The 20,329-nt window shown below is 63.6% G+C and carries 18 protein-coding genes and 1 pseudogene; 14 read left to right on the plus strand and 5 right to left on the minus strand.

Going from position 1 to position 20,329, the window contains the following annotated elements:
• From EOC93_RS25565 to EOC93_RS25585, 4 genes and pseudogenes are all read left to right on the plus strand, one after another.
• Window positions 1–511: pseudogene (locus EOC93_RS25565) on the plus strand (prolyl aminopeptidase); the annotation flags it as partial.
• A gap of 211 nt (window positions 512–722) precedes the next feature.
• The gene (cimA, locus tag EOC93_RS25575) at window positions 723–2,339 is read left to right on the plus strand and encodes a citramalate synthase (RefSeq protein WP_127205989.1); all 1,617 of its coding nucleotides are present in this window, start codon (window positions 723–725) and stop codon (window positions 2,337–2,339) included.
• Window positions 2,340–2,422: 83 nt separating this feature from the next.
• Window positions 2,423–3,343: an EamA family transporter RarD gene (gene rarD, locus EOC93_RS25580; protein ID WP_127205990.1), complete on the plus strand. Its 921-nt coding sequence runs from the start codon at window positions 2,423–2,425 to the stop codon at window positions 3,341–3,343.
• Between the two features lie 11 nt (window positions 3,344–3,354).
• Entirely contained in the window at window positions 3,355–4,041 is a 687-nt protein-coding gene (locus EOC93_RS25585) for a glutathione S-transferase family protein (RefSeq protein WP_127205991.1), read from the plus strand.
• A gap of 9 nt (window positions 4,042–4,050) precedes the next feature.
• Here EOC93_RS25585 and EOC93_RS25590 read toward each other — a convergent pair whose 3' ends face one another.
• On the minus strand, window positions 4,051–5,052 hold the full coding sequence (locus tag EOC93_RS25590; RefSeq protein ID WP_127205992.1) for a transporter: 1,002 nt from the start codon (window positions 5,050–5,052) through the stop codon (window positions 4,051–4,053).
• Window positions 5,053–5,271: 219 nt separating this feature from the next.
• On the opposite strand from EOC93_RS25590, the gene EOC93_RS25595 reads away from it, so the two are divergent.
• Window positions 5,272–6,591, plus strand: coding sequence for a sorbosone dehydrogenase family protein (locus EOC93_RS25595; RefSeq protein ID WP_127205993.1), 1,320 nt, complete (start codon window positions 5,272–5,274; stop codon window positions 6,589–6,591).
• Between the two features lie 143 nt (window positions 6,592–6,734).
• Here the strand turns inward: EOC93_RS25595 and EOC93_RS25600 are convergent, their stop codons facing one another.
• On the minus strand, window positions 6,735–7,346 hold the full coding sequence (locus tag EOC93_RS25600; RefSeq protein ID WP_095483169.1) for a TIGR00730 family Rossman fold protein: 612 nt from the start codon (window positions 7,344–7,346) through the stop codon (window positions 6,735–6,737).
• A 146-nt stretch (window positions 7,347–7,492) separates the two neighbouring features.
• Between EOC93_RS25600 and EOC93_RS25605 the strand changes: the two genes are divergently transcribed.
• The 4 genes from EOC93_RS25605 (at window position 7,493) to EOC93_RS25620 (ending at window position 11,654) form a co-directional block, all read left to right on the plus strand.
• The gene (locus tag EOC93_RS25605; RefSeq protein WP_127205994.1) at window positions 7,493–8,902 is read left to right on the plus strand and encodes a LysM peptidoglycan-binding domain-containing protein; all 1,410 of its coding nucleotides are present in this window, start codon (window positions 7,493–7,495) and stop codon (window positions 8,900–8,902) included.
• Window positions 8,903–8,965: 63 nt separating this feature from the next.
• Entirely contained in the window at window positions 8,966–9,292 is a 327-nt protein-coding gene (locus EOC93_RS25610) for a metalloregulator ArsR/SmtB family transcription factor (RefSeq protein WP_095483171.1), read from the plus strand.
• A 21-nt stretch (window positions 9,293–9,313) separates the two neighbouring features.
• Window positions 9,314–11,200 (plus strand): ABC transporter ATP-binding protein/permease, encoded by a 1,887-nt coding sequence (locus EOC93_RS25615; protein ID WP_127205995.1) that lies wholly within the window; start codon window positions 9,314–9,316, stop codon window positions 11,198–11,200.
• A gap of 106 nt (window positions 11,201–11,306) precedes the next feature.
• On the plus strand, window positions 11,307–11,654 hold the full coding sequence (locus EOC93_RS25620) for an antibiotic biosynthesis monooxygenase (RefSeq protein ID WP_095483173.1): 348 nt from the start codon (window positions 11,307–11,309) through the stop codon (window positions 11,652–11,654).
• 3 nt (window positions 11,655–11,657) lie between these two features.
• Here EOC93_RS25620 and EOC93_RS25625 read toward each other — a convergent pair whose 3' ends face one another.
• Entirely contained in the window at window positions 11,658–12,530 is an 873-nt protein-coding gene (locus tag EOC93_RS25625; RefSeq protein WP_127205996.1) for an SMP-30/gluconolactonase/LRE family protein, read from the minus strand.
• A 248-nt stretch (window positions 12,531–12,778) separates the two neighbouring features.
• Between EOC93_RS25625 and EOC93_RS25630 the strand changes: the two genes are divergently transcribed.
• The 3 genes from EOC93_RS25630 (at window position 12,779) to EOC93_RS25640 (ending at window position 14,822) form a co-directional block, all read left to right on the plus strand.
• Window positions 12,779–13,477: a phosphatidylserine decarboxylase gene (locus EOC93_RS25630; protein ID WP_095483175.1), complete on the plus strand. Its 699-nt coding sequence runs from the start codon at window positions 12,779–12,781 to the stop codon at window positions 13,475–13,477.
• Window positions 13,478–13,480: 3 nt separating this feature from the next.
• On the plus strand, window positions 13,481–14,296 hold the full coding sequence (gene pssA, locus EOC93_RS25635; RefSeq protein WP_095483176.1) for a CDP-diacylglycerol--serine O-phosphatidyltransferase: 816 nt from the start codon (window positions 13,481–13,483) through the stop codon (window positions 14,294–14,296).
• A 262-nt stretch (window positions 14,297–14,558) separates the two neighbouring features.
• On the plus strand, window positions 14,559–14,822 hold the full coding sequence (locus EOC93_RS25640) for a hypothetical protein (RefSeq protein ID WP_127205997.1): 264 nt from the start codon (window positions 14,559–14,561) through the stop codon (window positions 14,820–14,822).
• A 3-nt stretch (window positions 14,823–14,825) separates the two neighbouring features.
• Here the strand turns inward: EOC93_RS25640 and EOC93_RS25645 are convergent, their stop codons facing one another.
• Window positions 14,826–17,048 carry an AMP-binding protein gene (locus EOC93_RS25645; RefSeq protein ID WP_127205998.1) on the minus strand — a complete coding sequence of 741 codons (2,223 nt, stop codon included), beginning with the start codon at window positions 17,046–17,048 and terminating at the stop codon, window positions 14,826–14,828.
• 377 nt (window positions 17,049–17,425) lie between these two features.
• Here EOC93_RS25645 and EOC93_RS25650 point away from each other — a divergent pair, with 377 nt between their 5' ends.
• Entirely contained in the window at window positions 17,426–19,090 is a 1,665-nt protein-coding gene (locus EOC93_RS25650; protein WP_127205999.1) for a hypothetical protein, read from the plus strand.
• 86 nt (window positions 19,091–19,176) lie between these two features.
• On the opposite strand, the gene EOC93_RS25655 is transcribed toward EOC93_RS25650, so the two are convergent.
• The gene (locus tag EOC93_RS25655) at window positions 19,177–19,584 is read right to left on the minus strand and encodes a 4-oxalocrotonate tautomerase family protein (RefSeq protein ID WP_127206000.1); all 408 of its coding nucleotides are present in this window, start codon (window positions 19,582–19,584) and stop codon (window positions 19,177–19,179) included.
• Between the two features lie 105 nt (window positions 19,585–19,689).
• Here EOC93_RS25655 and EOC93_RS25660 point away from each other — a divergent pair.
• A partial coding sequence (locus tag EOC93_RS25660; RefSeq protein ID WP_127206001.1) for a LysR substrate-binding domain-containing protein occupies window positions 19,690–20,329 on the plus strand: 640 nt, incomplete at its 3' end.

Raw genomic sequence — 20,329 nt, forward strand, 5'->3', positions numbered from 1 at the left:
GTATTACCAGTTCGGCGTCTCGGAAATGTTCCCCGACAAATGGGAACGCTTCCTGGCGCCGATCCCCGAGGCCGAGCGCGGCGACATGATGGCCGCCTATCGCAAGCGGCTGGTCGGCAGCGACCGCAAGGCACAGGTCGAGGCGGCCCGCGCCTGGAGCCTGTGGGAAGGCGAGACGATCACGCTATTGCCCGAGCCTGAAACCAGCGCCCCGTTTGGCGAAGACGACTACGCAGTCGCCTTTGCCCGCATCGAGAACCACTATTTCGTCAATGCCGGCTGGCTGGAGGAAGGGCAGCTGCTGCGCGATGCGTTCAAGCTGAAGGACATCCCCGGCACCATCATCCACGGCCGCTATGACATGCCGTGCCCGGCGCGCTATGCGTGGGCGCTGCACAAGGCGTGGCCGAAGGCGGATTTCCACCTGATCGAGGGCGCCGGCCATGCATATTCGGAGCCGGGCATCCTCGACCGGCTGATCCGGGCGACGGACCGGTTTGCGGGGAAATGATGATGGCTATTCGTGCTCTACGGCGCCCCCCTCTGCCCTGCCGGGCATCTCCCCCACTTGGGGGGAGATCGGCAGCTTCGGCCTTGCCGCTTGTCCTGCAACCTCGAAGGTTTGCGAAAGCAGACGGGACAGCCAATCTCCCCACCCGTGGGGGAGATGTCCGGCAGGACAGAGGGGGGCGCGACGGATCGCGGCCTTTCGGGCTATTGCCATGAAAAAACAACGCCTCTATCTCTTCGACACCACTCTGCGCGACGGCCAGCAGACGCCCGGCATCGACTTTTCCGTCGAGGACAAGATCGCCATCGCCAAGCTGCTCGACGAGTTCGGCATCGACTATGTCGAGGGCGGCTATCCCGGCGCCAATCCGACCGACACCGCCTTCTTTGCCGAGCACCGCACGACTAGCGCCAAATTCGTCGCCTTCGGCATGACCAAGCGGGCAGGGGTGTCGGCTTCGAACGATCCCGGGCTTGCCGCACTTGTTCAGTCGAAATCGGACGCAATCTGCTTTGTCGCCAAGAGCTGGGACTACCATGTCCGCGTCGCGCTGGGCTGCACCAACGAAGAAAACCTCGAGGCGATCAAGGCCTCGGTCGAGGCGGCGGTTGCTGCCGGGAAGGAAGCGCTGGTCGACTGCGAGCATTTCTTCGACGGCTTCAAGGCCAATCCCGATTATGCGCTGGCCTGCGCCAGGACCGCTTACGACGCCGGCGCGCGCTGGGTGGTGCTGTGTGACACCAATGGCGGCACGCAGCCCTCGGAAGTGCGCGCCATCGTCGAGAAGGTCATCGCCTCAGGCATTCCCGGAGACCATCTCGGCATCCATGCCCATGACGACACTGGCCAGGCCGTGGCGAATTCGCTGGCGGCCGTCGAGGCCGGCGTGCGTCAGATTCAGGGCACGCTGAACGGCATCGGCGAGCGCTGCGGCAACGCCAATCTGATCTCGATCGTGCCGACCCTGGCGCTGAAGCCGGCCTTTTCCAGCCGCTTTGAGACAGGTATTTCGGCCGAAGCATTGGCTGGGATATCGCGCCTATCCCGCGCCTTTGACGAATTGCTGAACCGTGCGCCGGAAGCGCAGGCGCCCTATGTCGGCGCTTCCGCCTTCGCCACCAAGGCAGGCATCCATGCCTCGGCGCTGGCCAAGGAGCCTGCCACCTACGAGCATGTGCCGCCGGAAGCGGTCGGCAACCGCCGCCGCGTCATGGTCTCGGACCAGGGCGGCAGGGCCAATTTCCTCGCCGAGCTGAAGCGGCGCGGCATCGACATGCCCCGGGACGACCACCGGCTCGATGCGCTGATATCAGTGGTCAAGGAGCGTGAGGCCGAGGGCTATGCCTATGAAGGCGCCGACGCCAGCTTCGAGCTTCTGGCGCGCAAGATGCTGCACGGCCTGCCGGAATTCTTCAGCGTCACCTCGTTCCGCTGCATGGTCGAGCGCCGCTTCGACGCCAACGGCCAGCTGAAGACGGTCTCCGAGGCGATCGTCAAGGTGATGGTCGACGGCGAGGAAAAAATGTCGGTGGCGGAAGGGCACGGCCCGGTCAACGCGCTCGATATCGCGCTGCGCAAGGATCTCGGAAAATTCCAGGACGAGATCGCCGACCTCGAGCTTGCGGACTTCAAGGTGCGTATCCTCAATGGCGGCACCGAGGCGATCACCCGCGTGCTGGTTGAATCGCATGACGGCACCGGCGCCCGCTGGTGGACGGTCGGCGTCTCAGAAAACATCATCGACGCCTCGTTCCAGGCGCTGATGGATTCGATCGTCTACAAGCTGATGAAGAACCGAGAGATGGCCGGGCTGGTAGCGGCGGAGTAAGATTGAACCATCAGCGAAAGTCCATTGATCCATCAGAACTTTGCGATGGTCTTGGCACGGCGGCTGGCGCATAGCGTTGGGCCATGGCCACGCAAGCAATTCAGCTCGAAGCAGACTCAAAGGCCCGGCGTGGCTTTCTGCTGGCGCTGGGCGCCTATCTCCTGTGGGGGTTGCTGCCTTTCTACATGAAGGCGGTCGCGCATCTGCCGCTGGCCGAAGTCATCGCGCACCGCATCGTCTGGTCTGTGCCGATCGCTGCGGCCGTTTTGGTCTGGGCCGGCCGCACGGCGGACTTCAAGGCCGCAATCCGTTCGCCGCGCATCATTTCGATGGCGGTGCTGACGGCAGCGCTGATTTCAGTCAACTGGGGCATCTATGTCTGGGCTATCGCGGTCGACCGTACCATCGAGACCGCGCTAGGCTACTACATCAACCCGCTTGTCAGCGTTGTTGTCGGCGCGCTGCTGCTCGGCGAACGGCTCGACCGGCTGCAGATCGCGGCGGTGGTGCTGGCGGCGATCGCGGTCGCAGTGCTGACGATCGACGCCGGCAAGCTACCCTGGGTATCACTGGTGCTGGCGTTTTCCTTTGCCGCCTATGCCTTCTTCCGCAAGACGCTGCCAATCGGTCCGAGCCAGGGCTTTCTGCTCGAAGTGCTGTTGTTGTCGGTGCCGGCGCTCGGCTACATCATCTTCCTCATCGTCACCGGGCAGGACCATTTCGTCTCCAGTTCCCTGGACGATACGGCGCTGCTGATCGGCTGCGGCCCGGTCACCGCCATACCGTTGCTGCTGTTTGCCTTCGGGGCCAAGCTGCTGCGTCTCTCCACCATCGGCATCATGCAGTATATCGCGCCGACCATTGTGTTCCTGATCGCCGTGCTGATTTTCGGCGAACCCTTCGGCAGCACCCAGGCCATCGCCTTCGGCCTGATCTGGACGGCGCTGGCGATCTATTCCTGGTCGATGTTCCGCGGTCGCGAGATCCGGCCGGCAGTGCGTTAGGGGGATTTTCGATGTACTTGCTGCACATAGCAAACAAGAATTATTCCTCGTGGTCGCTGCGGCCCTGGGTGCTGATGCGGACATTGGACGTCTCCTTCGAGGAGCGGCTGACTCCGTTTCCGACCGGATCGAGCTGGAGCCTCTACCGGCCGTTCTCGCCCAGCGGCCGCGTACCTTGCCTGATCGACGACGGCTGGGCGGTTTGGGATTCGCTCGCCATCGCCGAATATCTGGCCGAGCGCCACGCCGGCGTCTGGCCTGCCGACGCGAAGGCGCGAGCCTGGGCGCGGTCGGCTGCGGCCGAAATGCATTCGAGCTTCACCGCCTTGCGCGGCTCCTGTCCGATGAACTGCGGTGTCCGCATCGCGCCGGTGCCGATCTCCGATGAGCTGAAGCACGACCTCTTCCGTCTCGGCGATCTCTGGGACGAAGGGCTGCGCCGCTTCGGCGGACCGTTCCTGGCTGGCGATCGCTTCACCGCCGTTGACGCCTTCTTTGCCCCGGTGGCGTTTAGGGTTCAGTCCTACGGACTGCCTTTCGAGGGCGCAGCTGCCGCCTATCCGGCGCGATTGCTTGCTCTGCCGGCGATGCGCGAATGGTACGCGGCAGCCCTTGCCGAGACGTGGCGCGAGCCGAACCACGAAGCGGAGGTGCGCGCCGCCGGCACTGTCGTCGAGGACTTTCGCGCAACCTTGTAACGGTTGCCGCTACATCCCGCGCCCCAGCCGCCTGACGAACAGGTAGACGACCGCCGCGACTGCCAGCGATATCGCCGACGCCACCCAAAAACCCATCGGCGTGTCGACCAGCGGCAGGCCGCCGACATTCATGCCGAACAGGCTTGAGATGATCGTCATCGGCAACAGCACCGCCGTCATCACCGACAGCATGTAGAGCAACTGGTTCGACTGCGTCGTCAGCTTGGCCATCAGCTCGTCCTGCAAGAGCCGGGCACGCGCCTGCAATTGCTCGCCGTCATGATGCAATGTATGAGCGCGGTGCGAAAGCCGTGCCGCCATGTCGTTGATTGTGTCGGGCAAATCGTTGCGATGCGAATGGTCGAGATGACGGAACAGGCTGGTCAGCGTCGCCATCTGCCGGTGGATCACCACCAGATGCCGGCGTGCATCGACCAGCGCCTGCCGCTCATTGTGCCATGCATCGCAGACGATGCGATCCTCGATCCCGTCGAGCGTGTCGCCAAGGCCACCGAGCTCCGTCGCCATGCCGTCGAGCGACTGGCCCATGACAGCCTCGATGAGTTCGGCAGGAGAGCGGAATTTGCGCGACCCATTGTCGATCGCCTTACGGACATTGTCGACCAACTGCAGCGGTTGCTTGCGGCCGCCGATCAGCATCGTGTCGTTGAAAGCGAAGCGGAAATGGCCGAGCCCACGTGCCTCGGCTGAATAGTCGTGGCGCAGGTCCGGCAGATCGCCATAGAGCCAGTCGCCCTCAAGGTCGATATGGCAGCCATGGCCGGCCGACAGGAAGGCATCGCGCACCGGCGGCGGCAAAGCCTGATCGGCGGCGATCTCGTGGCGGGCACGCATGTCGGAAAGCTGATAGCTGCGCCATGTCCAGTGTGCGGCGGCCGGGTCTTTGGTTCGCGTGCCTTCGGCGGTGAAGTGATAGATGAAGAACAACCCATGCTCGTCGGGCAGGTACGGCGACAAGTCGGTGCCTTCCGGGTTGAGGGCGATGTTCATGGTCGCTTGGCCAGCTTTTTGAAAACAACGCCGCGCGGCCGCAGCGGCCGGTGATTCCTAGCACGGGCGCTCCCGGTTTCGTGTGACGGTTTCTTGACAGTTTGACCGTGGTCCGAGGCGCACACACGAACGCCGCTGTTTGGAGGCAATTTGGAATAATACGTCGTTGACTGGCGTTTACGCAAAGAGCACGACGCAAATCCATGCGGAGGACGTCCGATGCATGCCGGCTTCCCACGAAGCATATTCATAGCGGTATTGGGAGCCGTCATGGCGAGCTGCGCCGGCTTTCCAGCGCAGAAAACGGAGGCAATAACCGGCTATGGCCCCAACCCCACTTTACCGAAGCCAAGACCGACGCTGATTCCGACCGTCAACATCGCCGAGGCGAAAGGCTGGCAGGAGGGTGGTATGCCGACCCCGGCGAGGGGGCTGACGGTGAACGCCTTCGCCACCGGCCTTGACCATCCGCGCTGGCTGCATGTGCTTCCGAACGGCGACGTGCTGGTTGCCGAAACCAACGCCCCTGCCAAGCATGACGAAGGCTTCAGCCTTAGAAAGGTCTTCATGGATCTGGCTATGAAGCGGGCCGGCGCCGCGACCAAAAGCGCCAACCGCATCACCCTCCTGCGCGACACCAATGGCGACGGCGTTGCGGATGTGCGCAGGACGTTCGCGGAAGGCCTCAATTCACCCTTCGGTATGACGCTGTCCAAAGGCAAGCTCTACATCGCGAATACCGATGCGCTCGTCGCTTTCCCCTACTTCAATGGCCAGACCCGAGTCACCACGCCGCCGGAAAAGATCATCGACTTGCCGGCCGGAGACCTCAACCATCATTGGACCAAGGACGTGATCGCAAGTCCGGATGGACGCAAGCTCTATGCCACCGTCGGGTCCAACAGTAACGTTGGAGAAAACGGCATGGCCGCGGAGAAGAACCGCGCCGCCGTCCTTGAAGTGGATTTGTCCACCCGCCGCACCCGGGTCTTCGCCTCGGGCCTGCGCAACCCGAACGGGCTCTCCTGGAATCCTGAAACTGGCGAGCTTTGGGTCGCCGTGAACGAGCGTGACGAGATCGGCGACGATCTCGTGCCGGATTACATGACCTCGGTTCGTGACGGCGCGTTCTACGGCTGGCCTTACAGCTACTACGGACAGAACGTCGACGAACGCGTCAAGCCGCAGCGCCCCGATCTCGTGGCGAGGGCGGTCAAGCCCGACTATGCCCTGGGTTCGCATACCGCCTCGCTGGGACTGACTTTTTCCAAAGGCGCGTCGCTCGGTCCGGCCTACGGCAACGGCGCCTTCGTCGGCCAGCACGGCTCGTGGAACAGAAGCGTGCACAGCGGCTACAAGGTGATCTTCGTGCCGTTCCGCGGTGGTAAACCGAGCGGTCCCCCGAAGGATGTGCTCACTGGCTTCATTGGGCATGATGGCAAGGCGATGGGCCGTCCGGTCGGCGTTGCTATTGATCAGACCGGCGCACTGCTCGTCGCCGACGATGTCGGCAATGTCATCTGGCGGGTAGGGCAGTAGGGCAGTAGGACAGTAGGACAGTAGGACAGTAGGGCAGTAGGGCAGTAGGGCAGTAGGGCAGTAGGGCAGTAGGGCAGTAGGGCAGCGCCTCATGAGCGCGGCATGCACTACATACTGCCCTACTCCCTTACTGCCTTACTCCCCTAAAGCTTGTCGATTACCGACTGCACACCCTCGGTCGGCGCATCGACCGACGATCCAGCGACCATGATGGCGGCGACGATTGCTTCGGGGTCGTCAACCACCAGCGGCTTGACCCGCTGCGCGGTGTGGATGAAGCCTTCGGCCATCATATGGTCGAGCAGCGCCAGCATCGGGTCCCAGAATCCCCCAACATTGCCGAAGACGATCGGCTTGCGATGATGGCCGAGCTGCGCCCAGGTCATGATCTCGATAATTTCCTCGACCGTGCCGATGCCGCCCGGCAGCGCCACAAAGGCGTCGGATTTCTCGAACATGGCGTGTTTGCGCTCGTGCATATTATCGGTGATCACGAGCTCGTCGAGCCGGTCAAGCGCGGTTTCGGTGGCCTCCCTGTTGATCAGGAAGCGCGGAATGATGCCCGTCACCTTGCCGCCGGCTCGCAATGCGCCTTCGGCAACGGCTCCCATGATGCCCCTGGTGCCGCCGCCATAGATCAGACGCAGGCCGGACTTGGCAATCGAGCGCCCGAGCAGGTGCCCGGCCTTGGCATAGGTCTGATCGCGGCCCGGCGATGAGCCGCAATAGACGCAGACGGATCGAATCGTGTTCATGAGATGATTGGTGATTGGGTCTTTATTCGTGGTCAAGCCCGGGGCGGGCTTTTTCTTGTCTGCCCGTTTTTCTTGTCTGCCCGTTTTTCTTGTCGGTATGGGCAAAACAGGCTAGACCGGCATTAGGTGGCTAAGGGCAGGGAAATATGGCAATTAATCCATTGAAGGCGTTTTTGTTCGCCGCCGGCGGCTCCGTCGCCGCGGCGGGAACCGCCTATGTGTCGGGCGCGCTCGATCCGTATCTCAATCGCACGCCACCGGCGGAAGTGGTATCGCTGACGCCGCCGGTCCAGAAGCCGGCCGAGCCAGGGACCGATGGGCCGCCTCCGCCCGCGCCGGCCACAGATGCGATGGCACCGGCAGCGCCGGCCACGGCCGATGCGATCGCGCCGACCTTCGATATCGTTCGGGTTGAAATCAAAGGCTCTATCGTCGTCGCCGGCAATGCCGCACCCAACGCCAAGGTCGAGATACTCAATGGTTCGACGGTTCTCGGCTCGACCGTCGCCGGTGCCGATGGCGCTTTCGCCATCGTTCTCGACGATCCGCTGAAACCCGGCGATTACACGATCGCGCTGCGGTCAATGACCGGCAATGTCGTGACCCCCTCTGTGCAGACAGCCGTCGTCTCGATCCCCCAGAGTCCTGCTGGCCAGGTGCTGGCGATGATCGAAGAACCCGGCAAGCCCTCCGAATTGCTCACCGTTCCTGCACCCGAGAAGAAGCCTGAATCGCCTGCCGGCGACAAGGCGGCCGCTCCGGCTGCCGAGGACCCCGCTGCCGCGGCACCGGCCCCAGCCGCACCGGCGGCACCGGCCACTGTCGATGCCGCCCCCGCCGCTCCGGAAGTGCCGGTCGCACCCGCAACGCCAGCCGCAGGGCCAAAGATCGTCGTCGAAGCGATCGAGATCGACGGCAGCAAGATCTTCGTCGCCGGACTCGCCGATCCCGGCCGCAAGGTACGCGCCTATGCCAACGATATCTTGCTCGGCGACGCGAAGACATCGCCCGACGGCAATTTCCTGGTCGAGGCGACGCGCAACATTCCGGTCGGCACCTACACCATCCATGTCGACGCGCTCGATGCCGACGGGATCAAGGTGGTGGCCCGTGCCGCCGTGCCGTTCGAGCGCGAGCCGGGCGAGTCGGTCGCCGCGGTGGCGAAGCCGGCCGCGCCTGCAACCGACCCCGCCACGCCGGCTGCGGGCGCTGATGCGACGACGCCTGCGGCTCCTGCAGCCGAGGCTCCGGCCGATGTCGCGGCTGCGACGCCCCCGGCTGAAGTGCCCGAGACCGCGGCGCCGAAACTCGAACACGCCGACAGCGCCGTCATCATCCGCCGCCACGATACGCTGTGGCGGATTTCGCGGCGGGTCTACGGCCAAGGTGTTCGCTACTCGACAATCTACCTCGCCAATCAGGATCAGATCAGGAATCCCGACCGCATATGGCCGGGGCAGGTCTTCAAGGTCCCGGAAACGTCGAAGGAAGGCGAGGCTGCCGACTTCAAGGCAATGGGCGACCAGATGACGACGGCCCCGAAAAAAGCCGATTAGAAATCCTTTTCTTCTTTCCGACCTCTTGCGGAAAGTTCGTTCATCGCCTATCGCCGATAGACGATGAATACTCCCCTGATCGAGAAGACCTGCGGCGTCGCCGATAGTCGCGCCGTGGCCGCGAAGCTCGCCGCGCTTTCGCACCCGGCGCGGATCGAGATCCTTAGGCATCTTTCGGCCAGCCGCTCCTGCTGCTGCCGGGAGGTCGTCGACCATCTCGACCTGGCACAGTCCACCGTCTCCCAGCACTTGAAGATATTGGTCGACGCTGGGCTCGTCCGCTACGAACCGGACCGGCAACGCTCGCGCTATCAGGTCGACGGCGATGCGCTAGCTGATGTTTCTGCATCGCTGGCCGCGCTCGTCAATTCCTGCTGCTCTGGCCGCTAAGAAATACGAAAAGGCATAGAAATGGCCGAAAAAACCGTCTCCGCCGATTCCGGCTCGACCTTCAGGACATTGCGCAATCTGTGGCCCTACATGTGGCCGGCCGACCGTGCCGACCTTAGGGCGCGGGTGGCATGGGCGACAGTGCTTCTGGTCGTCGCCAAGCTGACACTGGTTGCCGGTCCCTATTTCTTCAAATGGGCTACCGATGCGCTGGCCGGCGACGCCAAGTCGGTGCCGCCATTGCCGACCTTCCTGCTGGCGCCGGTCATGCTGGTCGTCGCCTATAATGTCGTGCGGCTGGTGCAGCTCGGTTTCAACCAATTGCGCGACGCGCTGTTTGCCCGCGTCGGACAATATGCGGTGCGCCAGCTCGCCTTCCGTACCTTCATCCACATGCATCAGCTGTCGCTGCGCTTCCATCTCGAGCGCCGTACCGGAGGTCTGTCGCGCATCATCGAGCGCGGCACCAAGGGCATCGAGACGATCGTCCGCTTCACCGTCCTCAACACCTTGCCGACCATCCTCGAATTCGCGCTGACAGCCGGCATCTTCGCCGTCACCTATGGCTGGAAATACGTGGCTGTGGTGGCGGTGACGGTCTGGCTCTACATCTGGTTCACCATAAGGGCGAGCGACTGGCGCATCGTCATTCGCCGCGACATGAACGACAGCGACACCGACGCCAGCACCAAGGCTATCGACTCGCTGCTCAATTTCGAGACGGTCAAGTATTTCAACAACGAGAGCATGGAAGCCGAGCGCTTCGACCGGTCGATGGCGCGCTACGAGATATCAGCCACCAGGATCTGGACCTCGCTCGGCTGGCTGAACTTCGGCCAGGGCGTCATCTTCGGTCTCGGCACGGTCGTCGTGATGTGCCTTTCGGCGCTGGAGGTGCAGGCCGGCACGCAGACGGTTGGCGACTTCGTCTTCATCAACGCCATGCTGATGCAGCTTTCGGTGCCGCTCAATTTCATCGGCTTCATCTATCGCGAAATTCGCCAGGGGCTGACCGACATCGAGCAGATGTTCGATCTGCTCGATGTGCCGCAGGAGATCGTCGACAGACCGGGTGCCAAGCCGCTGGCCGTCGGCGCCGGCAAGGTCGAGTTCCGCGACGTGCACTTTTCCTACGATCCCAACCGTAAAATCCTGAAAGGTATCAGCTTCGAGGTGCCCGCAGGAAAAACGGTTGCCATTGTCGGGCCGTCGGGCGCCGGCAAATCGACCATTTCGCGGCTCCTGTTCCGCTTCTACGACATTCAGGGCGGCAAGATCCTGATCGATGGCCAGGACATTCGCGACGTAACGCAGGAGAGCCTGCGCGCTGCGATCGGCATGGTGCCGCAGGACACCGTGCTGTTCAACGACACCATCGCCTACAACATCCGCTACGGTCGCGTCGATGCCAGCGAAGAGGACGTCCGCAAGGCGGCTGAACTCGCTCAGATCGGGCCGTTCATCGAGCGGCTGCCCGACGGCTACCGTTCGATGGTCGGCGAACGTGGGCTGAAACTGTCCGGCGGCGAGAAGCAACGCGTGGCGATCGCCCGCACGATCCTGAAGGCGCCGCCGATCCTGATGCTCGACGAGGCGACCTCGGCGCTCGACAGCCATACCGAACAGGAGATACAGGCAGCGCTCGATCTCGTCAGCCAGGGGCGCACCACCATCGTCATCGCCCATCGGCTATCGACGGTGATTTCGGCCGACGAGATCATCGTGCTGCAGGACGGCCAGATCGCCGAGCGCGGCACGCATGCCGCCTTGATGCGCAAGGCCGGTCTCTACGCCTCGATGTGGGACCGCCAGCGCGAGGCGACCGAGGCTGAGGAGCGGCTGCGCATTGCTCGCGAAAGCGATGAGTTCGGCGTTGTCGTCCGCCGCCGCCCCTCGGAGGTGAATTGAGGTGTCGAGAATGAGTTGAATTTTCCGATTGACCTCAACCTAAGTTGAGATCGTAGACCGCCGATCGAAGGGGCACGGTGCGCCTGTTTGCGGTCGGAGAGCGGAAATGGAACAGCTAAATCAACAACATGGCAGTGGTAGCGTGTTCAGGGTCGACAAGTTCGTAGTCCCTAGCGAAGCCCGCGAAGAAATCATCGCCAAGGTCAGGATGACGCACGAATTGTTGCGCCAGCAGAAAGGCTTCGTTCAGGATTTCTTGCTCGAGCAATTCTCCGGGCCGGGGGAGTTCAACCTCGTGACCATTGTCGAATGGGAAAGCCAGGCAGCCATCGACAATGTGGTGCCGATCGTCAAGGCCGCGCATGAGCACATTGCCTTCAACCCGCAGGAGACGATAGCCCGGCTCGGCGTCAGGGCCGACATCGCCAACTATCAGCGGATTCCCGGCGTGTAGGCTCTACGGCCAGCCGGCACCCGGTGCCGGAGCCTCGATGCTGAGCATTTGGCCGGTGCGGGCATCGCTGATCATGTATTCGAAGCCGCGCCATTCGGCGGCGACGATGAACAGCGTCTTGCCTTCAGCGCCGCCGAGCATGCAGGCAAAGCAGCCGCGATCGGCGTCGACGCTCTCGAGCATTGCGCCGCCTTCTCTCACGCGCACGCAGTGCCGGTTGGGCACGTCGGCATACCAGATGGCGCCCTCGGCATCGAGACAGATACCGTCGGGAAAGCCGTTGCCGAGGTCGGCCCATCGCCGCCGGTTGGCAAGGCTGCCATCGGCGGCGATGTCGAAGGCGGTTAGCCTGTTGGCGTGGGATTCGGCGACGATCAGCGTCTTGTTGTCAGGCGTCACCGCCATGCCATTGGCGAAGGCGATCTTGTCCGCCACCTGCCGCACCGACCCGTCCGGCGCAATCAGCACGATGGTGCCGGGGCCGAAATGCTGGCCGGGAGCCGGCGCCGGCCCGCCGCCATTGACGTAGATGTTGCCTCGCCCGTCGACGACGATCTCGTTCCAAGGGTTCTCTGAGAGGTGTCGCAGATCGGCGTGCGTGACCAGCCTCCCGTCTGCTTCTTGCCGCAGCACCAGCCCTTCACGCCCGCAGACGACGACCAGGCGGCCATCCGGCAGCCAGTCGATCGAATAGGGCAGGGTGGCCGGCACGGTGAGCATGATCTCACTGTTGCCGTCGGCATCGACGGCGATGACCTGGCCGGTTCCCCAGTTGCAGAACCAAAGCCTGCCGTCATGCCAGCGCGGCGACTCGCCGAAGGCCAGGCCGTTCATGACGATGTGCGCCTGTTTGGCTGCTGATTTTTGTGACGGCATTCGTTAGCTCCAGCTGTCGTTCGGCGGCCGCTTCGATAAAGGCACCGTATCTCCAAGGACGAGCGAGGCCGGATCGCCCCGACAACAGTCACAGTTTTTTCGGACAGGCTCATTGGGTCCCTCCAACGCCTGCGATCGACAAACGCTGACGGGACCCAGCCAAGCCGGCCAGCCCTCATTGCCGCGTTGCGGCCACGGGGGCTTTCCGCTATTGAGGCCGGACCTGAAACTAGGGCTGTTCCCATTCCATGGACCTCGTCGACACGATCAAGAAAACGTTCGTTCCGATCCATCGCGAAGGCTATCCGTTCATCGCCGCCTTCGCAGCGGTGACGCTTTTCCTCGGCTATTTCTCTTCGATCCTGTTCTGGGTCTGCCTCATCCTGACGGCCTGGTGCGTCTATTTCTTCCGCGATCCCGAGCGCGTCACGCCTGTCGACGACCGGCTGGTGGTGAGTCCGGCCGACGGCATCATCACTGCGGTCGGCCCGGCCGTGCCGCCGCGCGAACTTGGCCTCGGCGGTGGTGAAATGACCCGTATCTCGGTGTTCATGGATGTTTTCTCCTGCCATGTGAACCGCGCCCCTGTGCGCGGCCGCATCACAAGGATCGAGCATCGGCCGGGCCAATTCCTCAACGCCGCGCTCGACAAGGCGAGTGCCGACAACGAGCGCAACGGGCTGGTCATAGATAGCCCCAACGGCACGGTGGCCGCGGTGCAGATCGCCGGCCTGGTGGCGCGGCGCATCGTCTGCTGGGCCGAGACCGGCGGCACGATCGGCATCGGCGAGCGCTTCGGGCTGATCCGCTTCGGCTCGCGCGTCGACGTGTTCCTGCCGTCGACCGCGACGCCGCGTGTCGCCGTCGGCCAGACCGCGGTTGGCGGTGAAACCATACTGGCCGAATTCGGCGGCATTGCCGCAACGCCGCTCGTGCGGGTGTCCTGAGCCGTGGGCGCGCCGTTCAAGAAGTTCGAGGCACATGGCAGCGGCGGTCCGCGCATCCATGAAATCCCGATGCGCATGGTGCTGCCCAACCTTGTCACCGTGCTCGCCATCTGCGCCGGCCTGTCCGGCATCCGCTTCGGCTTCGAAGGCCGTTTCGAGCCGGCAGTGGTAATGGTGCTGCTCGCCGCCTTCCTCGACGGCATCGATGGCCGCCTGGCCCGGATGCTGAAGGCGACGTCCAAATTCGGCGCGCAGATGGATTCGCTAGCCGATATCGTCAATTTCGGCGTTGCACCCGCGCTGGTGCTCTATGCCTTCCTGCTCGACCAAGCCGGCTCGCCGGGCTGGATCGCCGCGCTCCTGTTCGCCATCGCCTGCGGACTCCGGCTTGCCCGCTTCAATGTGCTTGACGAGGACACGGACCGGCCGGTCTGGCAGACCGAATATTTCGTCGGCGTGCCGGCGCCGGCGGGCGCCGTGCTGGTGATGCTGCCGCTCTATCTGTCCTTCCTGCGGCTAGGCCTGGAGCCATCCCGCACTGCCGCCTTCATTGCCACCGGTTTCACCATTCTGGTTGCCTTCCTGTTGGTCAGCCGGCTGCCGGTGTATTCCGGCAAGAGCCTGAAAGTCCCGGGCGACAGGGTGCTGCCGATCATCCTCGGCGTCGTCCTCTATATACTGCTGTTGATGACCTACCCCTGGTACACGCTGACGGCGTCGGTCGCCGGCTATCTGATCTTTCTGCCGTTCAGCATCCGCGCCTATTCGAGGCGCGCCAAGCGCGAAGGCGAGAAGGTGCCGCCTTCAGACATCGGCTGACAGACGTGTCGCCAATTCGCTCCGAAGGTTATCTGGAGCATTTTGCAGCCAAGTGGATCACTTGGCGTCGCAGAAATGCGGCTAAACAAAGAGATGGAGCGGGATGCCCAGTTCAATTTGAACGCATCCCGCTCGGGAACCTGCCGGCATCTAGACCGTTCTGTCTCAGCGGGCGAAGTGCGCGACCTCGCGAAACGCCTTGCCGTCGACCTCTCAAGCTGCTGCGCCAGGCGCGGCACCTGAAGAAGTGCGAGGAGAAGAAATGGTTGTCGTCCTCATCGGTTCGTTGCTCATTATCGCTGGCGTTGTGTACATGGCTGGCGCAGCCCTAGGGCGCGGGCGGCTCAGTGATCCGGCGCCTGTTCGCGCGGCGCCGGATCGCTCGACGCCAAATCTCGCAACGCCAGGCCCGACACTTGAGCCGCGGCGGCGCGGCCTCGGCTTCCTCGGCCTGTCGCAGAATTGGCCGGGCCTGCTGATGATGGCGGTCGGCGTCATCCTGCTGTTGTCGGTGGTGGCCCTCTAGCCCTTAAGCTGCCGCGCTGAGCCCCAGCCGGTCGATCGCCAGTTTACGGGTCGAGACATAGTCGGTCTTGCCCGAACCCAGCACCGGGATTTCCTCGACCTTGACGATGTCGTTCGGCACCATCAGTTCGGCGGCACCTGCCTGTTTGCCGAATTTGCGCAATTCGTCGGGGTTGGCGTCATTGGCGGTGGTGACCAGCACGATGCGTTCACCGCGGCGCCTGTCCGGCACCGCCACCACGGCATGGTGCTCTTCCGGCCATAGCGACTGCACCAGCATCTCGACGGCACCCAGCGACACCATCTCGCCGGCGATTTTGGCAAAGCGCTTGGCCCGGCCGCGAATGGTGAGGAAACCCTCGCGGTCGACCGAAACGATGTCGCCGGTATCATGCCAGCCGTCGAGCGGCTGCAATTCGCCGGGCCGATCTGATGTCATGTAGCCCATCATCAGGTTTGGCCCATCGAGCCACAACCGTCCGGCGCCGCTAATGCCCTCGATCGGTTCGAGTTTCATGCGCATGGCCGGCAACAGCCGCCCGACCGTGCCGTCACGGCCGTGGATGGCTGTGTTGACGGCAACGACGGGCGCTGCCTCGGTCAAGCCGAAACCCTCGATGATCTCGGCCTGGAAGCGCTCCCGGTAAACGCGGCGTGTCTCCGGTTTCACCGCCTCGGCGCCGGCGACAATGAAGCGCAGGCTGGAGAAATCGCCGTCCTTGGCGGTGCGCGCATAATTGGCGAGGAACGTGTCGGTGCCGAACATGACGGTCGGCCTTGCATTGCGTGCGACCTCAGGGATCAGTTTGTAGTGGAGCGGCGAGGGATAGAGGAACAGTTTTACTCCGGTGACCAGCGGCAGGATGGTGCCGCCCGTCAATCCGAACGAGTGGAACACCGGCAGCACGTTGAGCAGGATATCGGCCGGCGAGATGGTGATGCGGGCTTCGGCCTGCATGGCGTTGGCGAGAAGGTTCCGGTGCGACAGCACCACCGCCTTGGGCGTGCCTTCCGAGCCGGAGGTGAACAGGATCACCGCCGGCTTGGCTGCATTCTGCGGCTGCAGCGGCCAGCGCCACAGCAAGGCGGCGGCGAGCTTGTCCAGCACGGTCACGCTGGTGCGCACATCCTCCAGCCACAGCAGCTTGGCGCCGCCTCCTTCCACCGCCGCGACGATGTCTGCGAGGCTGGCCTTGTCGACAAAGGCGCGCGACGAGACCACGGTGCGGATCTCCGCCGTGCGCACAGCGGCGGTGACGCTGGCCGGGCCTGCGGTATAGTTGATCATCGCCGCCACCCGGCTCGCCGACAGCAGGCCAATGAGCGACAGCACGACGCCATTGGTGTTGGGCAGCAGCAGTCCAACCGCTTCGCCCGGCGCCGTCACAGCCTCGAAGCGGCGGCCGAGCACCCGCGCGCCGATGAACAGCTTTCTGTAGCTCAGTGCGCCGCTGATCACGTCTTCGACGATAGGATGCGAGGCGCCGACACGGTCGGCGGCGTCGCGCATGGCGAGGAACAGGCCGCGATTAAGATCGCTGCCGAAAAGCCGGGCTTCAGCGAAACGGTCGAACAGCGCATTGGTATTCGAGGACTGATCAGGGTTTCGCGCCACCAGCTCGGTGATGGTCATCGGCTCCAGCACGCTGATCGACAGGCGGGGAAACCAGCGCCGCGGCGCCTTGTCCGCCGGCGTCAGCGATACCGGCAGAGTTCGCGCGCCGGCGACGAAGATCGGCACGATGCGGGCGTCGGCCTGCATGGCGATGCGGGTAACGGCGCGAAACAAGCGAAATGTCTTGATATCAGGCTCGACCGCGTCCGGCAGATAGACGGCTAGGCGGCCTTTGCCCTTCAGCACCCGCACCAGCCGACGGCTGACGAAGACATGCTCGGCATTGAAGGCGATGGTGCGGCCAAGCTCGCGCCATGGTTCGAGCCAGGGCGACCTGGCAGAGGCCTGGTCGAGGATATGCAGCGTGTCTTCCGGCAGCAGCGACAGCATCAGCGCCGGTTCGAGGCGCGACTGGTGCGAAATGACGTAGATGACCGGAACAGCTGCTTTGCGGGCGATCCTGATGCGATCATCGGCGACCCGGTAGGCGAGCTTGAACGGCACATAGAGCAGCGCCTGGGTGAAGCGTAGGCCGAGGCGGAATTTTTCCACCACACCGATCAGCAGCCAGGCCGCGACGAGGCCCGCAAGCAGCGCCAGTGTCAGGGTCATGCCGCGTCTCTCCCAACAGATTCTCACGTCGCGGTTCTTTCCCGACCGCTTCAATGAGAACCTAGACGAAGTGGGCTCAACGTCAATGCGGAGGTCCTTTCTTCTCGCCGCCCGCCGTGCCCGACTCCGGCGCAACTACAGATACTGCCGCCGCATTCGGCACCACGCCTACATTTGCAAATGGGTATCCGGTTCGTAGACTATGTTGGATGCTCCGTGAGACATTCAGACGGGTGCAGATCTTGTCTTCAGAGAAGGCCCAGTTCGGTCGACCGGAACCTCTGCAGGGGGGAAGCGTTCCTCGCCTAAAGCTACAACCGCAGGCTTGCCCGGAGTAGGGCATATACCTTGCCGCTATTCGTCCGTTGGGGGGTGCGATGCACGACTATTATAACCTCGGTCGATATAGCCGGCCGGTGACGACAAGCTCGTCCGAGGCTCAGGTCTGGTTCGACCGCGGCCTCATCTGGCGTTACGCATTCAACCATGAAGAGTGTTTCCGCAAAGCGACCGAATGTGATCCCGGCTGCGCCATGGCTCATTGGGGCATCGCCTATGCCCTCGGCCCGTATTACAACAAGCCGTGGGCCGACTTCAACGAGCAGGACCTCAAGCAGACGCTGGCCAAGGCGCGTCGCGCGACGGAGGATGCGCTAGCGCTCGCCGACGGTGCGGCACCGGTGGAGAAGGCGCTGATACGGGGGCTGGAGCGCCGCTACCAGTCGGATCACGTGGCGGATAACGAAGAGCTGCGCGCCTGGAGCGACGCCTATGCGGGGGCGATGCGGAAAGTCTACGCAGCGTTTCCGGACGATCCCGACGTCGCCGCGCTCTTCGCTGAGGCATTGATGGACCGCACGCCCTGGCAGTTGTGGAACCTCGCGAGCGGCGAACCCGCTGAAGGCGCCGATACAGTCGAAGTCGTGGCGGTACTGGAACAGAGCCTGCGCCTATCGGATGAGCGCGAGGTCGCGCACCCCGGCCTCATCCATCTCTATATTCACGCCATCGAGATGTCGCCGCATCCCGAACAGGCACTGCGCCCGGCCGATACCCTTCGCGATCTCGTGCCGGACGCCGGCCATTTGCGGCACATGCCCTCGCACATCGACATTCTCTGCGGCGACTATCACTCAGCGCTGGTCGCCAACGAGCGGGCGATCGAAGCCGACCGCAAGTATCTGGAGCGGGAGGGTCCCTTCAACTTCTATACCCTCTCGCGATGTCACGACTATCATTTCAAGCTCTATGCGGCGATGTTCCTCGGCCAGTACCGTCCCGCCCTGGACGCAGCCAATGAAATGCTTGCCACCGTCCCGGAAGCGCTGCTGCGACAGGCAACGCCGCCGATGGCCGACTGGCTGGAAGGCTATATGCCCATGAAAGCGCACGTGCTGGTGCGGTTCGGCAAATGGCAGGAGATCCGGGACGAACCGCTTCCCGACGATCCAGACCTCTACCGGGCGACCACGGCGGTCTGGCGCTATGCAAAGGGCATTGCCCATGCCGCACTCGGACAAACAGCCGTGGCCGAAGCGGAGCAGCGCCGCTTCGAGGAGGCGTTCGCCCGCGTTCCGGAAACGCGCATGTTCTTCAATTACCGCTACGTCGATATTCTGGCGGTCGCCGCGGAGATGCTTCGAGGAGAGATCGCGTATCGGAAGGGCGATCACGAAGCGGCCTTCGCGCATCTCCGCGCCGCAGTGGCGCGGGACGACGGCCTTCCCTATGACGAGCCTTGGGGCTGGATGCAGCCGACGCGGCACGCACTTGGGGCCTTACTGCTCGAGCAGGGCCACATGCGAGAAGCGGCGCAGGTCTATGAGGCGGATCTGGGAATGCATCGTGGCTACAGACGGATCTCGCGGCACCCCGACAACGTCTGGGGCCTGCACGGCTATGTCGAAGCCCTGCATCGGCTTGGCCGGCACGAAGAGGCCGATGACATTCAGCCTCGCCTCGATCTGGCGATGTCGCGGGCCGACGTCGAGATTCGTGCGTCGTGCTTTTGCCGTCTCGGCGACAACTGCTGCGCGTTATGATCAACGCACCGTTGCGGGTGTTGCCCGTTTCAGCCGTGAGACGAACGTCTGCGCCTATCCCTCGCCGCAAGGAGGGATAGGCGCCCTCACGCCGCTTTCAACCTCCCGCTGATGAAGCGGAATTCCTGTGTCTTGCCGCCATAGCCATAGGCGGCGGCCGGCACTTCGTGCACGAAGGCGTAGCTTTCTTCGTGCATCTCACCCAGCAAGCGGCCAAAGGCGGCAAAGATCGCCTTGAGATAGGCTTCCAGTTCGAGCTTGGTGTTGGTGCCGTCGACCACCTTGATGTCGAGCCAGAACGTGTTGGCGCCATGCTCGGCCAGCGACTTGCCGCCGGCGAACCAGTGCTGCGGGTCGAGATAAGATATGGCGACCGCGGTGATGGTGGGGTCCCTGCGCAGATGCGTGGCGGTCAGCTCGGTCACCTCCCTGGCGATGGCGGCGGACAGAGCGGCATCGGGCCTGCCGGTGACGGTGACATTGATGATCGGCATTTCTTTTCTCCTGAGGGCGTCTCGCGCCGCTGGGAAAACCATGTCACGGCTGCAGCATCAAAAAAATCGAATTGTTTTGGATTAAGAGTTCGATATAACTGAATTATGCAGGCGCTCGACCCCGATCTCCTCAAAACTTTTCTCGCCTTCGTCGACGGCGGCTCGCTTGCTAAGGCGGCATCGATCGTTGGTCGCTCGCCTTCGGCGGTGACGGCGCAAATGCAGCGGCTCGACGATATTGTCGGCGAACCGCTTCTGGTGCCGCAGGGAAGAGGCCGCGGCCTGACGGCGGCGGGCGAAGATCTGGTCGGCCATGCGCGGCGCATCCTTGCTGTGCATCGCGAGGCGTGGCTGGCTCTCAAGGGCGTGCGAGCCGATGGGCGCGTGGCCATAGGCACGACACAGGATTTCGCCGACAGCGGCCTGCCGGAACTGCTCAGGACCTTTGCCGCGAGCCACCCGCGCGTCAGGATCGAACTGCGCGTCGGCCGCTCCGCCGAATTGGCGCACGCGCTGCAAACCGGCATCCTCGATCTGATGATCGCCATGCGGCAGGCTCAGGCGCCGGACGAAGTCGGCGTGCTCCGCGAGCCGATGATGTGGCTGTGTTCGCAAAGAGGCTTGGCCACACGCCAGGACCAGCTGCCGCTGGCGCTGCTCGATCCGCAGTGCGGCTTTCGTGACGCGGCGATCGCGGCACTCGACACGACAGGCCGCCGCTACCGGATCGCCGCGTCACGAAAGC

This window comes from Mesorhizobium sp. M6A.T.Ce.TU.002.03.1.1 (assembly GCF_003997275.1).
In the GTDB taxonomy this organism is placed as follows: Bacteria; Pseudomonadota; Alphaproteobacteria; order Rhizobiales; family Rhizobiaceae; genus Mesorhizobium; species Mesorhizobium mediterraneum.